This is a genomic window from Rhodoferax ferrireducens T118 (assembly GCF_000013605.1).
GTDB classification, from domain to species: Bacteria; Pseudomonadota; Gammaproteobacteria; order Burkholderiales; family Burkholderiaceae_C; genus Rhodoferax; species Rhodoferax ferrireducens.
Genome location: NC_007908.1, coordinates 1930918 through 1946248, shown reverse-complemented (window position 1 = coordinate 1946248; position 15331 = coordinate 1930918). Strand labels below are relative to the sequence as shown.

General features: G+C 57.5%; 14 protein-coding genes. 10 read left to right on the top strand and 4 right to left on the bottom strand.

Features of this window, described 5'->3' with window-relative positions; all coding sequences use genetic code 11:
* Nucleotides 1-43: 43 nt before the first annotated feature.
* The 4 genes from acnB to RFER_RS09130 all read right to left on the bottom strand — a co-directional run bounded on the left by acnB (nt 44) and on the right by RFER_RS09130 (nt 5557).
* Nucleotides 44-2641 (bottom strand): bifunctional aconitate hydratase 2/2-methylisocitrate dehydratase, encoded by a 2598-nt coding sequence (gene acnB, locus RFER_RS09145; protein ID WP_011464103.1) that lies wholly within the window; start codon nt 2639-2641, stop codon nt 44-46.
* A 67-nt stretch (nt 2642-2708) separates the two neighbouring features.
* Nucleotides 2709-3386: a hypothetical protein gene (locus RFER_RS09140; protein ID WP_341799115.1), complete on the bottom strand. Its 678-nt coding sequence runs from the start codon at nt 3384-3386 to the stop codon at nt 2709-2711.
* Between the two features lie 14 nt (nt 3387-3400).
* Nucleotides 3401-4465 carry an HpcH/HpaI aldolase/citrate lyase family protein gene (locus tag RFER_RS09135; protein WP_011464101.1) on the bottom strand — a complete coding sequence of 355 codons (1065 nt, stop codon included), beginning with the start codon at nt 4463-4465 and terminating at the stop codon, nt 3401-3403.
* A gap of 105 nt (nt 4466-4570) precedes the next feature.
* Nucleotides 4571-5557, bottom strand: a complete 987-nt coding sequence (locus tag RFER_RS09130; protein WP_011464100.1) for a malate dehydrogenase — start codon at nt 5555-5557, stop codon at nt 4571-4573.
* A gap of 147 nt (nt 5558-5704) precedes the next feature.
* On the opposite strand from RFER_RS09130, the gene RFER_RS09125 reads away from it, so the two are divergent.
* The 10 genes from RFER_RS09125 (at nt 5705) to leuB (ending at nt 15218) form a co-directional block, all read left to right on the top strand.
* Entirely contained in the window at nt 5705-6487 is a 783-nt protein-coding gene (locus RFER_RS09125) for a GntR family transcriptional regulator (protein ID WP_041790471.1), read from the top strand.
* Nucleotides 6488-6692: 205 nt separating this feature from the next.
* Nucleotides 6693-7136 carry a succinate dehydrogenase, cytochrome b556 subunit gene (gene sdhC, locus RFER_RS09120; protein WP_011464098.1) on the top strand — a complete coding sequence of 148 codons (444 nt, stop codon included), beginning with the start codon at nt 6693-6695 and terminating at the stop codon, nt 7134-7136.
* 51 nt (nt 7137-7187) lie between these two features.
* A complete protein-coding gene (gene sdhD, locus RFER_RS09115) occupies nt 7188-7553 on the top strand; it encodes a succinate dehydrogenase, hydrophobic membrane anchor protein (protein WP_011464097.1) in 366 nt (121 codons plus the stop codon).
* Between the two features lie 92 nt (nt 7554-7645).
* The gene (gene sdhA / locus RFER_RS09110) at nt 7646-9451 is read left to right on the top strand and encodes a succinate dehydrogenase flavoprotein subunit (RefSeq protein WP_011464096.1); all 1806 of its coding nucleotides are present in this window, start codon (nt 7646-7648) and stop codon (nt 9449-9451) included.
* Nucleotides 9452-9505: 54 nt separating this feature from the next.
* Entirely contained in the window at nt 9506-10210 is a 705-nt protein-coding gene (locus tag RFER_RS09105; RefSeq protein WP_011464095.1) for a succinate dehydrogenase iron-sulfur subunit, read from the top strand.
* A 21-nt stretch (nt 10211-10231) separates the two neighbouring features.
* A complete protein-coding gene (locus tag RFER_RS09100) occupies nt 10232-10540 on the top strand; it encodes a succinate dehydrogenase assembly factor 2 (RefSeq protein WP_041790468.1) in 309 nt (102 codons plus the stop codon).
* A gap of 3 nt (nt 10541-10543) precedes the next feature.
* Nucleotides 10544-11854 carry a citrate synthase gene (gene gltA / locus RFER_RS09095; RefSeq protein ID WP_011464093.1) on the top strand — a complete coding sequence of 437 codons (1311 nt, stop codon included), beginning with the start codon at nt 10544-10546 and terminating at the stop codon, nt 11852-11854.
* Between the two features lie 112 nt (nt 11855-11966).
* The gene (gene leuC / locus RFER_RS09090) at nt 11967-13439 is read left to right on the top strand and encodes a 3-isopropylmalate dehydratase large subunit (RefSeq protein WP_011464092.1); all 1473 of its coding nucleotides are present in this window, start codon (nt 11967-11969) and stop codon (nt 13437-13439) included.
* Nucleotides 13440-13462: 23 nt separating this feature from the next.
* Complete coding sequence (gene leuD / locus RFER_RS09085) at nt 13463-14113, top strand: 3-isopropylmalate dehydratase small subunit (protein WP_011464091.1); 651 nt, start codon at nt 13463-13465, stop codon at nt 14111-14113.
* A gap of 34 nt (nt 14114-14147) precedes the next feature.
* Complete coding sequence (leuB, locus tag RFER_RS09080; protein WP_011464090.1) at nt 14148-15218, top strand: 3-isopropylmalate dehydrogenase; 1071 nt, start codon at nt 14148-14150, stop codon at nt 15216-15218.
* The last annotated feature ends 113 nt before the right edge of the window (nt 15219-15331 follow it).

Below are 15331 nucleotides of genomic sequence, written 5' to 3'. Positions count from 1 at the left end.
ATCACGCCCGGCGCTGCACCCTGGCAGCGCCCCACCCGTTGATTTAAGCGGCAACACTTTCTGCCACGGAGGCTGCGGCGTCGGTGTAGTCTTGCACCTTGTCGAAGTTCAGGTACTGGTAAACCTTGTCGCTGGCTGCGGTCAGCACGCCCATGTCGGCCATGTACTCGGCTTTGGTCGGAATGCGCCCCAGCTTGGCACAAATGGCCGCCAGTTCCGCGCTGCCCAGGTAGACGTTGCTGTTCTTGCCCAAGCGGTTCGGAAAGTTGCGCGTTGACGTGGAGAACACCACAGCGCCTTCCTTGACCTGTGCCTGGTTGCCCATGCACAGACTGCAGCCCGGCATTTCCATGCGCGCACCGGCCGAGCCGAGCACGCCGTAATGGCCTTCTTCGCTCAACTGCTTGGCATCCATCTTGGTCGGCGGCGCGACCCACAATTTGACCGGGATATCACGCTTGTTTTCCAGCAGCTTGCTGGCTGCGCGGAAGTGACCGATATTGGTCATGCACGAGCCGATGAAGACTTCTTCGATCTTGGCGCCGGCAACTTCAGACAGTGTCTTCACATCATCGGGGTCGTTCGGGCAAGCCACGATGGGCTCATGAATGTCGGCCAGATCGATCTCGATCACGGCAGCGTACTCGGCATCAGCATCACGCTCCAGCAACTGCGGGTTGGCGAGCCAGGCTTGCATGGCTTTGATGCGGCGGTTGATGGTGCGCGCATCTTGGTAGCCGGTCGCAATCATCCATTTGAGCAACGTGATATTGCTGTTGATGTACTCAATGATGGGCTCTTTGTTCAGCTTGACAGTGCAACCACCGGCGCTACGTTCGGCGGAAGCGTCGCTAAGCTCAAAGGCCTGCTCCACCTTGAGATCCGGCAGGCCTTCGATTTCCAGAATACGGCCCGAGAATACGTTCTTCTTGCCCTGCTTGGCCACCGTCAACAGCCCAGCCTTGATGGCATAGAGCGGAATGGCATTGACCAGATCACGCAGCGTGACGCCCGGCTGCATCTTGCCCTTGAAGCGCACCAGCACGCTCTCTGGCATGTCCAGCGGCATGACGCCGGTGGCGGCGCCAAACGCCACCAGGCCGGAGCCGGCGGGGAAGCTGATGCCGATCGGGAAACGGGTGTGGCTGTCGCCGCCGGTGCCCACGGTATCAGGCAACAACATGCGGTTGAGCCACGAGTGAATGATGCCGTCGCCTGGGCGCAGCGCAATGCCACCGCGGTTGTTCATGAAGGCGGGCAGTTCGTGGTGCATTTTCACGTCCACCGGCTTCGGGTAGGCCGCGGTGTGGCAGAAAGACTGCATCACCAGATCAGCACTGAAGCCCAGGCAGGCCAGGTCTTTCAACTCGTCGCGCGTCATCGGACCGGTGGTGTCCTGCGAACCCACGCTGGTCATTTTCGGCTCACAGTAAGTGCCGGGACGCACGCCTTGACCTTCTGGCAGACCGCAGGCACGGCCGACAATTTTTTGCGCCAGGCTGAAACCCTTGCCGGTATCCGCCGGGTTTTGCGGCAGGCGGAACAAGGTGCTCACGGGCAAGCCCAGCGCTTCGCGCGCCTTGGTGGTCAGGCCGCGGCCGATGATCAAGGGAATGCGGCCACCAGCGCGCACCTCGTCAAACAAGACGTCGCTCTTGAGTTTGAACTCGGCCACGACCTTGCCGTCTTTCAAGGCTTTACCGTCATAAGGGCGCAGCTCGATGACGTCGCCCATGGCCATCTGGCTCACATCGAGCTCGATCGGCAACGCGCCCGAGTCTTCCATGGTGTTGTAGAAAATCGGGGCGATCTTGCCGCCCAGACAGACACCACCGAAACGCTTGTTCGGCACGAACGGAATGTCCTCGCCAGTGAACCAGAGCACCGAATTGGTGGCTGATTTGCGGCTGGAGCCCGTGCCCACCACATCACCCACATAGGCCACCAGGTTGCCCTTGGCCTTGAGTTCATCAAAAAACTTGACCGGGCCGCGCTTGCCGTCTTCTTCGGGAACGATGCCGGGGCGGGCATTTTTGTGCATCGCCAAAGCGTGCAAGGGAATGTCCGGGCGGCTGAAGGCATCGGGTGCCGGCGACAGGTCATCGGTGTTGATTTCGCCGGCCACCTTGAAGACAGTGAGCTTGATCGACTGCGGCACTTCCGGGCGCGAGGTGAACCATTCGGCATCAGCCCAGCTTTGCAACACGGCTTTGGCTTGTGCGTTGCCTTTGTCGGCTTTTTCCTGCACATCATGGAACTGGTCGAACATCAGCAAGGTCTTTTTCAGCCCATTGGCCGCCACCTGGGCCACCGCCGGCTGATCCAGCAAATCGATCAGCGGGCTAATGTTGTAGCCGCCCAGCATGGTGCCCAGCAGCTCGGTAGCTTTTTCAGGCGAGATCAGCGGGCATTTTTCAGTGCCATGCGCCACGGCGGCCAAATAAGAGGCCTTGACCTTGGCCGCGTCGTCAACACCGGCGGGCACGCGGTGCGTGATCAGGTCCAGCAGAGTGGCTTCTTCACCCTTGGGCGGATTTTTGAGCAGCTCGATGAGTTCGGCGGTCTGCTGGGCCGACAAGGGCAAAGGGGGAATGCCGAGGGCGGCGCGTTCGGCCACGTGGGCACGGTAGTTTTTCAACATGATTTACTCCTTATTTATGAAAAAAATGTCTCCAGCCCTTGTCGGGCTTGCGTTGCCCGCTATCTATTTAGCAGTAACTGGGAGCGGCGCATAGAGCAGGCTGAGGGACCGGATCTGGCCCGGCGACAGGCGGCTTTGGATCTGAGGCAACAACGATCGGTGCATCAGGCAGGCTGGGGGCCACACTTGGCGCGGCGACAGGCGGCTTTGGATCTGAGGCAACAACAATCGGTTTATCAAGCAGGCTGGGGGCCGGACTCTTGATCAGACGCTCGGCCACGATCACCTGCTCAGGATTCATGCAGACATCGGCCAGCCTTTGCCCGAGCTTTTGATTCATCAGCATGGACTTGTTGGACAACTGCAACCACACGGCACCGGCTTGCTGGTCTTCCAACCGGATGGCGCCAGTGCTCGTGACGACCGGCGTCATGCGGTATTTGAGGTTCTTGATCTGCAGATCGAAATAACCCGGTGCTTTGGGGTCGGCCGTCACGGTGACAGAAGCGCCCAGCTCACAAGGCATGCTGCCTTGGTAGATCAATGCTGCAATGGCCAGCTCGGCGGGGCTCAAGGCAGCTTCCGCGGCTCGGATACCAGCGGCCATTTGAACCGCCTTGGATTTGATTTCTACCTGGCTCGGGGCCAAGCGCTTGGCCTTGTGGACCGCCTTGGCTGGCGTTTGCGCCAGCAGGGTCAAAGGCAGCGCGATCAACAGGGCCGATGCAAGAATATTTTTTTTCACTGGAGTAACCTTGGTTAATGGCATGGCGTCGAAACAAAATCTGAAAAATAAACATCAGTTGCTGCCGGGAGACGACAGCCGGTTTGGTGGGCCCGCTGCAGCACTTGCCAAAAATAACGGTAGCTGGCACGGTCGTGCAATTTACCGCCATAAGAGATCGGCGCCCAATCAGCCTGACCGCCCGCCTGCATGATATTCGCAGCCAGTTCAATCTCTTGCGCCTCCGGTGCAAAAGCCTGCAGGATAGGCCGGATTTGCGCCGGATGAATACTCCACATGCGGGTGAAGCCGAAAGCACGCGCCGCTTGCCTGGCAGCCGACTGCAGCAGCGCTCCGTCTTTAAACTCGGTCACCACACAGTGCGACGGCACCTTGCCGTGCGCATGGCAGGCGGCGCTGATTTCCAGCTTGGCCCGTCGTACCAGCGGATGGGTAAACTGATCCAGGCTGTGCCGACCCGGGTCGGCATCGACGCCCATCGCACTGGCAGGAATCGCGCCGCCGTGGCTTGACACAAAGTCCATCAAGCCAAAACTGAGTGACTGAACCCGCGGGTGCGCCGCAATCTCGAAGGCGTGCTGCACCGCGGCAGGCGACTCAAGCAATACATGCAAAGGGAGCGGGACGGTTCGCCCGGATTGTGCCGCTGCCTGATCCACCCGTTGCACGGCCCGATCGACGTCAGCGCGCGTCTCCACCTTGGGAATCATCAAGTGACACAAGCCTGCTGCCGCGCCACCGACAATGATGTCCACATCCTGTTCAAACGCCGGGTGTCCGACCGGATGGACCCGTGCGGCAACCCGCTGGAGCTTGTCACTCACTATATTTTTAGTAGCTGACAACGCTTGATTGACGAGGGCAGCAACAAGATTGGCATGTTTTTTTTCATCGCCAGTTGCCGCGCCGTCCTCGCAATCGAGCGTGACATCAAAAACACAAGAGCCAAACTCCGCAGACATTTCAGCCTGCAAAGCCAGGCTCTTGATCATCAGCGCCTCGACCCCGCAGTAATGGTCGCACACCGGCAAGAGTGTGACGGCTTGGGCACCGTGGAGGATGTCGCGGGGATGTTGCATTGAAACGCTTGCCGTGCCGGGCTTGATTCGCAACCGTTGCTGCGAAAGCCCGACCGGGGCCTCACCGCCATGGATCACGGTCCAACGCCGGGACGGCAGACTTTCTTACAGCAGGTGGGCCACGCCCGCTTGCTCGTCTTGCAGCTCTTTGAGCGTCTTGTTGATGCATTCCTGGCTGAACGCGTCGATGGGCAGGTTTTGCACCACCTTGTATTCACCGCCTTCACAGGTCACGGGAAAGCCAAACATGGTCTCTTTCGGAATGCCATATTGACCGTCCGACGGGATGCCCATGGTGACCCACTTGCCGTTGGTGCCCAGCGCCCAGTCGCGCATGTGGTCAATGGCTGCATTGGCAGCGGAGGCGGCCGACGACACACCCCGGGCGGCAATGATGGCCGCGCCGCGCTTGCCCACGGTGGGCAGGAAGGTGTTGGCGTTCCAGTCCTGGTCATTGATCATGTCCTTGACACTTTCGCCATTGATGGTGGCAAAACGGTAGTCAGCGTACATGGTGGGTGAATGATTGCCCCAGACTGCCATTTTTTCAATGTCAGCCACGGCTTTGCCGGTCTTGGAGGCGAGTTGGCTCAAGGCGCGGTTGTGATCCAGACGCAGCATGGCGGTGAAATTCTTGGCAGGCAGATCAGGCGCGCTCTTCATGGCAATATAAGCATTGGTGTTGGCCGGGTTGCCAACCACCAACACCTTGACATTGCGGCTCGCTACGGCGTTCAGCGCCTTGCCTTGTGCGGTAAAGATAGCGCCATTGACAGCCAGCAACTCGGCACGCTCCATACCGGGGCCGCGCGGACGCGAACCAATCAGCAAAGCGTAGTCAACGTCTTTGAAAGCCGTCATGGGGTCACTGTGCGCCTCCATACCCGCCAGCAACGGGAACGCGCAATCTTGCAGTTCCATCATGACGCCTTGCAACGCCTGCTGTGCCTTCTCCACCGGAACCTCCAGCAATTGCAAAATCACGGGTTGGTCCTTGCCCAACATTTCGCCGGAGGCGATGCGGAACAGAATAGCGTAACCAATTTGACCAGCTGCGCCGGTAACGGCAACGCGGACGGGCTTTTTGCTCATAGTGAGAACTCCAGTGTTGTGAAACGGGACCTGGTGGCTGCTCAAACGGGTTGCATGAGCCCCTCAGAATGACAGCAAGTTTACTCTGGAAAACCCTGAGTCGTCAATTTTGTCTTATGTCTTATATAAGATAAGATGTGTTGCAATATGCAACTCACATCCTCTCCATTGGCTGGCAGCATGGGGGCTGTTTCCGCGCCCCTCGCGCCGGCGTTCAGCCCGCTGTACCAACAGATCAAAAGCCTGATCCTGAACAGCCTGCGCTCGGGCGAATGGAAACCCGGCGAAGCGATTCCCAGTGAAATGGAACTGGCGCTACGCTTTCGGGTCAGCCAAGGCACGGTGCGCAAAGCCATTGATGAACTGGCGGCAGAGAATCTGCTGCTACGGCGTCAAGGCAAGGGTACTTTTGTGGCCACCCATGCAGAGCAACAAGTGCAATTTCGGTTCTTGAAACTCGTCCCCGACAGCGGCCCACCGGGCAGCGAAGGCCCGGCCCAACGAGACATCATCGCGTGTCGCCGCACCCGCGCCAGCGCCGATATCGCTCGGGCCCTGGCACTGCGTACGGGCGATCCGGTGCTGCAGGCGCGCCGCGTGTTGAGCTTTGCCGGCACGCCGACCATTCTGGAAGATATCTGGCTACCCGCCGTTCCGTTCAAAGGCCTGACCGCTGAACGACTGGCCAACTACCAGGGTCCGATGTACGTGTTGTTCGAGACAGAATTCAATGTTCGCATGGTGCGTGCTGAAGAAAAAATTCGCGCCGAGCCAGCGTCAGAAGGTCGTGAAAAGCTATTAAAGGTAGAGCGCGGCACGCCCTTGTTGAGTGTGGAGCGGATTGCCTACACCTATCAGGACGAACCCATGGAGCTGCGCCGGGGCTACTACCGCACTGACACGCATCACTATCACAACACCCTGGGATGAGCCATGAATTTCGACACTTTTCATGGCGCACGCCATCGGACGACTGACCATCACAACAATGAATAAGCACGGATCGTGAGCACATCTTTTGTTGCAGATCAAGCTGTCGCCAGCTTGGGCGGGTATACCCTCAACATTGCAATAGAATGTTTGCAGCTGCCGAGACCGGTTACAAAGCAGTTACCCAAAACATAGAAAGCAAAGTATGTCTGAATCAGCGACAAGCACAGCAAAAAAACGTCCCGAGTTCTACAACATTGGCGGCAGCGATCTCATCAGTTACCGATGGCCACTCGCGTCTATTGTGTCGGGAATGCACCGCGTTAGCGGTGCCATCATGTTCTTCTTGATGCCTTTCGTCATCTGGATGTTTGACAACTCGATTTCGTCTGAAATCTCATTTGACAAATTCACGTCCGCCTTCAATGTTGGCATGCTGGGCTTGCCCGGTTTCATCTGGAAGCTGGTCGCCCTGGGGCTGATCTGGGCTTACCTGCACCACTTCCTTGCCGGTATTCGCCATCTGTGGATGGATACCCATCACGAAGCCACCACCAAGGAATTCGGCAAATCGTCAGCCGCCTTCGTCATGGCTGTCACCCTGGGCCTGACGGTCATTCTTGGCGCCAAGCTTTTCGGCCTTTATTAAATTTTGTGGGTCAGCCCGTCGGCGCTGCCCCAAACAACCAGGAAACTAATCATGTCTGTTAATTTTGGTCCTCATCGCCTTGTTGTCGGAGCTCACTACGGTATGCGCGACTGGCTTTCCCAACGTGTGACCGCTGTCCTGATGGCGCTGTTTACCGTGCTGGTTCTGGCCGAGCTTATATTTACCAAGGGCCCTATCGGCTATGCCCAATGGGCCGGTATTTTTTCACCGCAATGGATGAAGGCTTTGACCTTTACCGTCATCCTCTCCCTGCTCTACCACGTGTGGGTTGGCATGCGTAACATCTTCCAGGACTACGTCCATCCCTATGGCGTTCGCTTTGTCCTGGACGTATTTGCCATCGTCTGGCTGGTCAGCTGCGCAGGCTGGGGCATTCAAGTCTTGTGGCGCCTGTAAGAAACGTTCAAAAAATTCGTCCCCGTGTGTTCGTAAAAATGGCCTGCAAGCTGTGGCTTGTTGCATCCAAAAACCGAGACTCAATATAAATCATGACTGCTACTTCCAAAATTACCAAGCGCAAATTTGACGTCGTTATCGTCGGTGCTGGCGGCGCTGGCATGAGCGCCTCGCTTCAACTGGCCAATGCCGGCCTGAACGTCGCGGTGCTGTCCAAGGTATTCCCGACACGATCTCACACCGTTGCAGCACAGGGCGGCATCGGCGCCGCCCTAGGCAACATGGCCGAGGATAACTGGCATTATCACTTTTACGACACCATCAAGGGGTCGGACTGGTTGGGCGACCAAGATGCGATTGAGTTCATGTGCCGCGAGGCGCCCAAAGTGGTTTACGAACTCGAACACTTCGGCATGCCGTTTGACCGCAATCCTGATGGCACCATTTACCAGCGTCCTTTTGGGGGGCATTCCAGCAACTATGGCGAAAAACCAGTTGGGCGCGCCTGCGCAGCGGCGGACCGCACAGGTCATGCCATGCTGCACACGCTGTATCAGCAAAACGTCAAGGCGCGAACCAATTTCTTTGTCGAGTGGATGGCGCTGGATCTGATTCGCGACGCCGATGGCGATGTCGTTGGCGTCACGGCACTCGAGATGGAAACCGGTGAAGTCTACATTTTGCAGGCGAAGACGGTCATGATAGCGTCAGGTGGCGCCGGTCGGATTTTTGCCGCATCGACCAACGCCTACATCAATACGGGTGATGGGCTGGGGATGGCGGCTCGCGCCGGCATTCCTTTGCAAGACATGGAGTTCTGGCAGTTTCACCCCACGGGCGTGGCTGGCGCAGGCGTCCTGCTCACCGAAGGCTGTCGTGGTGAAGGCGCGATTCTGCGCAACAGCAATGGAGAGCGCTTCATGGAGCGTTATGCACCCACCATGAAGGACTTGGCGCCCCGCGACTTTGTGTCGCGCTGCATGGACCAGGAAATCAAGGAAGGACGCGGTTGCGGCCCGAACAAGAACTACATCAACCTGGACATGACGCACCTGGGTGCCGAGACGATCGCGCTGCGCTTGCCCAGCGTGTTTGAAATCGGCCACAACTTTGCCAATGTCGACATCACCAAAGAGCCGATCCCGGTGATTCCGACCAACCATTACCAGATGGGCGGCATTCCCAGCAATATCAGCGGTCAGGTCGTTGTGCCCAGCAGCAGTGGGGCGCAGGTAGTCGTCAACGGTCTGTACGCTGTGGGCGAATGTGCCTGTGTCAGCGTGCACGGCGCAAATCGACTAGGCACCAACTCCTTGCTTGACATCGTGGTTTTTGGCCGTGCTGCAGGCCTGCACATCATCGATTTCAACAACAAGAACACGGAACACAAGCCGATACCGGCCAATGCCGCGGATATTTCCATCGAACGCCTTGACCGGCTCAACACGGCCACGACAGGAGAATACGCGCAGGTTGTCGCTGGCGACATGCGCGACATCATGCAGCAGCACGCCAGCGTGTTCCGTACCCAGGCGAGCATGGACGAAGGCGTCGTCAAGATTGCCCAATTGCGCCAACGCGTCACCGATATCAAGCTGACCGACAAGTCGCAAATCTTCAACACTGAGCGCATCGAGGCACTCGAAGTGGAAAACATGATTGAAGTGGCTCAGTCAACCATGGTGTCGGCAGCGGCACGGCATGAATGCCGTGGTGCTCACAGCGTGATGGATTACGACCGTCCCGCTGACGACGCCACCTGTCCATTGGGACGAGACGATGTCAATTGGCTCAAACACACATTGTGGGACAAAGCCACCAACAGTCTGAGCTACAAGCCAGTCAACCTCAAACCCCTGACTGTTGCCTCCGTACCGCCCAAGATCCGAACCTTTTGATAACTTGCAGTACAGACCACAAGCGCTGCCTCCAACTGAACAAGAAAGCAAATCATGGCTAAACGTACTATACAAATTTACCGCTATAACCCTGACACCGATGCCAAGCCCTATATGCAGACCATCGAGGTCGAGCTTGATGGCAGCGAACGCATGTTGCTTGACGTTTTGACTAAACTCAAAGCAACGGACCCCACCATTTCTTACCGGCGTTCATGCCGCGAAGGCATTTGCGGCTCGGACGCGATGAACATCAACGGCAAGAACGGTTTGGCTTGCCTGGTCAATATGTTGACTTTGCCCGACAAAATTGTTCTTAAGCCGTTACCAGGCCTGCCCGTGGTGCGTGACCTGATTGTCGACATGACGCTGTTCTTCAAGCAGTACCACTCGATCAAGCCCTATTTGATCAATGAGACCCGGCCGCCAGAAAAAGAGCGTCTGCAAAGTCCCGAGGAGCGAGATGAACTCAATGGCTTGTATGAGTGCATTTTGTGCGCAAGCTGTACCACCAGTTGCCCAGTTTTCTGGTGGAACCCGGACAAATTTGTCGGCCCGGCCGGTTTGCTGCAAGCCTACCGATTCCTCTCGGACAGTCGCGATGAGGCCACGAGTGAGCGGCTCGATAACCTCGAAGACCCCTATCGCCTGTTCCGCTGCACCAGCATCATGAACTGCGTCGATGTTTGCCCGAAGAGCCTTAATCCGACCAGGGCAATTGGCAAGATCAAGGAAATGATGGTTCGTCGCGCGCTTTGACCTGGCATGGAAACTAGCGCGATGGCACCAGATAAAGAACTAATCGATGAACGGGCTCTGAGCAAACTGAAATGGCGTTGTCGCCGTGGTCTGCTTGAAAACGACATTTTTATCGAGCGGTTTTTTCGGCGTTTTGAATCGAACCTGACGGTTGGACAAGGACAGGGTTTAAGCGCCTTGATGGAACTGAGCGACAAGGATCTTCTGGATCTGCATTTGGAGCGCAAATCGCTGGCGCAAGTTATCGCTGGCGCGCAAGTCAGTGTGGACCTGGATCGTGATGATGTGCGTGAAGTTTTGTGTATGTTGAAAAAACCCCTTGAAAGGTAAAAGATGAAACTAGCTGACAATAAAGCCACCCTGTCGTTCAGCGACGGCAAACCCAGCATCGACTTGCCGGTGTACCAAGGCACCGTCGGACCGGATGTGATTGACATTCGCAAGTTGTACGGTCAGACCGGCATGTTCACCTATGATCCGGGTTTCTTGTCCACGGCTTCGTGCCAGTCGGCCATCACTTACATTGACGGTGACAAAGGTGAACTGCTGTACCGCGGCTATCCCATCGAGCAGTTGGCCACCAACTGCGATTTCATGGAAACCTGCCATTTGCTGCTGTACGGAAACCTGCCGGATGCCGCAGGCAAGGAAGTATTCACCAAACGTGTGACCAACCACACCATGGTCAGCGAGCAGATGCAGTTTTTCCTGCGCGGCTTTCGGCGTGACGCCCATCCGATGGCCATCATGACCGGCCTGGTCGGCGCCCTGTCGGCGTTCTACCATGACAGCACCGATATCAACAACCCTGAGCATCGTGAAATTTCGGCGATCCGGCTGATCGCCAAGATGCCGACTCTGGTGGCCATGGCCTACAAATACAGCGTCGGCCAGCCTTACATGTATCCGCAGAACGACCTCAGCTATGCGGGCAACTTCATGCGCATGATGTTTGCCACACCCTGCGAAGAATACAAGGTCAATCCGATCATTGAACGCGCCATGGATCGCATCTTTATCCTGCATGCAGACCACGAACAAAACGCATCTACTTCCACTGTTCGACTGTGCGGCAGTTCAGGAACCAACCCGTTTGCGGCAATTGCAGCTGGCGTGGCTTGTCTGTGGGGCCCGGCCCATGGTGGCGCCAACGAAGCTTGTTTGAACATGCTTGGTGAGATCCAGCAAATGGGCGGCATCGCCAAAGTTGGTCATTTCATGGAACAGGTCAAGGACAAGAATTCTGGCGTCAAGCTGATGGGCTTTGGACACCGGGTTTACAAGAACTACGATCCACGCGCCAAACTGATGCAGGAAACTTGCAAAGAGGTTCTGGGTGCGCTCGGCCTGGAAAATGACCCTCTGTTCAAGCTGGCCATGGCCCTGGAAAAGATTGCGCTGGAAGACGAATACTTTGTCTCGCGCAAGCTCTACCCCAACGTCGATTTCTACTCGGGTATCGTGCAACGTGCCATCGGCATTCCAGTCAACATGTTCACCGGGGTTTTCGCACTGGCCCGCACTGTCGGCTGGATTGCCCAACTTAACGAGATGATCAGCGACCCTGAATACAAAATTGGTCGTCCGCGTCAACTGTTCTCTGGTTCTGTCAAACGGGATGTTCTGCCGATTTCCAAACGCTGAAACCCTGTCATCTGAAGCGCCCGCCGGATGGCAACACCGGCGGGCGTTTTGCTGTCAGGCGCAATGGTTTTACCGCGCCGTTTAAAATTGTTGATTGCTAAGGAAAAAGCCGATGGACCGCACAAAAATTGAAACGCACGGACGCACGCTGTACGACAAACTCTGGGACGAACATGTTGTCCATACGGAAGAAGACGGCACGGCCATCTTGTATATAGACCGCCATCTGGTGCACGAGGTCACAAGTCCACAAGCCTTTGAAGGCCTGCGCCAGGCGGGCCGCAAGGTGTGGCGCGTCAGTTCTATCGTAGCCACGGCCGATCACAACACGCCGACCACCGGCTGGGACTTGGGCTATGACGGCATCACGGACCCCACCAGCAAAGAGCAGGTCGTGACGCTGGACAGCAATATGCAGGAATTCGGCGCGGCCGCCTATTTTCCGTTCATGTCAAAACGCCAGGGCATCGTCCACGTCATCGGGCCAGAGAATGGCGCCACATTGCCAGGCATGACGGTCGTTTGTGGTGACTCGCACACGTCCACTCACGGCGCCTTTGGCGCATTGGCCCATGGCATCGGCACCAGTGAGGTCGAGCACGTCATGGCGACGCAAACCCTGCTGGCCAAAAAAGCAAAAAACATGCTGATTCGGGTCGATGGCACCTTGCAGCGAGGCTGCAGTGGCAAAGATATTGTGCTGGCCATCATCGGCAAAATCGGTACCGCAGGCGGCACCGGCTACACCATTGAATTTGGCGGCTCCGCCATTCGTGCCTTGAGCATGGAAGGCCGCATGACCGTGTGTAATATGGCCATTGAAGCCGGTGCGCGTGCCGGCTTGGTGGCAGTGGACGAAAAAACCATCGAGTACGTCAAGGGCCGGCCGCTGGCGCCGGGGCACAACGCCGCCAACGACACGGCCGCTGCCGTCGAATGGGACCAGGCGGTGGCGTACTGGAAGACCTTGCACTCTGACGCCGACGCCCACTTCGACGCCATTGTTGAACTCGACGCCGCCCAGATCATTCCTCAGGTCACCTGGGGAACCTCGCCTGAGATGGTGCTGGGCATTGACGGCCGTGTGCCCGATCCCGACAAAGAAAAAGACGCCAACAAACGCGGCGCCATCGAACGCGCACTGGTCTACATGGGATTGGAGCCAGGCAAAGCCCTTGACGACCTGCATGTGGACAAGGTGTTTATCGGTTCCTGCACCAACAGCCGGATTGAAGACATCCGTGAGGCCGCCGCACTGGTTAAAAAATTGGGGCAAAAAGTCGCCAAAAATGTCAAGCTGGCCATGGTGGTTCCGGGCTCAGGCCTGGTCAAGGAACAGGCGGAGCGCGAAGGCTTGCATGAGATTTTCAAGGCGGCCGGCTTCGAGTGGCGCGAACCAGGCTGCTCGATGTGCCTGGCCATGAATGCCGACCGGCTGGAGCCCGGTGAGCGCTGCGCGTCCACCAGCAACCGCAATTTTGAGGGCCGCCAGGGCGCCGGCGGACGCACGCACCTGGTCAGCCCCGCCATGGCCGCTGCTGCCGCCATTCACGGCCATTTTGTGGACGTCAGGAAGTTTGTCTGAACGGACAGGCCAAGGAAACCAACATGCAAAAATTTACCCTGCTCAAGGGCTTGGTCGCCCCGATGGACCGCGAAAACGTCGATACCGACGCCATCATTCCCAAGCAATTCCTGAAGTCCATCCGCAAGACCGGGTTTGGCCAAAACCTGTTCGACGAGTGGCGCTACCTGGATGCGGGCTTTCCCGGCCAGGACCCCAAGAGTCGCAAGCCCAACCCGGACTTTGTGCTGAATCAGCCCCGCTACCAAGGCGCGTCCATTCTGCTGGCGCGCAAGAACTTTGGCTGCGGCTCATCGCGGGAACACGCCCCGTGGGCGCTTGATCAATACGGTTTTCGCGCCATCATTGCGCCGAGTTACGCCGACATCTTTTTCAACAACAGCTTCAAAAACGGCTTGCTGCCGATTGTGCTGAGCGAAATCCAGGTCAGCCAGTTGTTTGATGAGGCAGCAGCTTTCCCGGGCTATGCGCTGACCATCGATCTGGAGCGCCAGGTCATCATCAAGCCGGATGGAAAAGAACTGCCTTTCGAGGTGCAGGCGTTTCGCAAATACTGCCTGCTCAACGGCTTTGACGACATTGGCCTGACCTTGCGCCAGGCGGACAAGATCAAGGCCTTTGAAGCCCAGCGTTTAGCACAAAAACCATGGCTCGCGCGCACTCTGCTTGCATAAGCAACTATAAATTCAATAGCAAATCGGGTTCATTATGAAAATTGCAGTGTTGCCAGGCGATGGCATTGGTACCGAGATCGTGGCGGAAGCCGTCAAGGTTTTAAACGCGCTCGACCTCAAACTTGAAATGGAAACCGCGCTAGTTGGCGGCGCCGCCTATGAAGCGTTTGGCCACCCCCTGCCGGACGCCACCCTCAAGCTGGCCAAAGAAGCCGATGCCGTTCTTTTTGGTGCGGTCGGCGACTGGAAATACGACAAGCTCGACCGGCCGCTGCGGCCCGAGCAAGCGATTCTGGGCTTGCGCAAGAATCTGGGCCTGTTTGCCAACTTCCGCCCGGCCATCTGCTACGAGCAACTGGTGGATGCATCGAGCCTCAAGCCCGAGCTGATTGCCGGCCTCGACATCCTGATCATTCGCGAGCTGACCGGCGACATCTATTTCGGCCAGCCGCGCGGGCGCCGCACCGCCACGGACGGCCATTTCCCCGGTGCCGAGGAAGCGTTTGACACCATGCGCTATTCACGCCCCGAGATCGAGCGCATTGCCCACGTCGCGTTTCAGGCGGCCCGCAAACGCAGCAAACGCGTGACCAGCGTGGACAAGGCCAACGTGCTGGAAACCTTCCAGTTCTGGCGCGACGTGCTCACTGAAGTCGGCCAGCAATACCCGGACGTGGAACTCGACCACATGTACGTGGACAACGCCGCCATGCAACTGGTGCGCGCGCCCAAGAAATTTGACGTGGTCGTCACCGGCAACCTGTTTGGCGACATTTTGAGCGACGAAGCCGCCATGCTCACCGGCTCCATCGGCATGCTGCCTTCGGCGTCCCTGAATGCCAGCAGTCAAGGCCTGTACGAACCCAGCCACGGCAGCGCACCAGACATCGCCGGCAAAGGCGTCGCCAACCCGTTGGCGACCATTCTGAGCGCCGCCATGATGCTGCGCTTCAGTCTGAACCAGGAAGTGGCTGCCCAGCGCATCGAGGCCGCCGTCAAAGATGTGCTGGTGCAAGGTCTGCGCACCGCAGATATCTTCAGCACGGGCACGACACGAGTCAGCACGGTTGAAATGGGCGCGGCGGTGGTAAAGGCCTTGAAATAGTTTCGCTTACAATCAAAAAATGCATCGCAACACGCTCATTCGCGAACCGACAGAAATGCTCCCGTTGAGCGGCGCCTGTCGCGTGAGCGTGTTGATCTTCTCTGCAACCACCA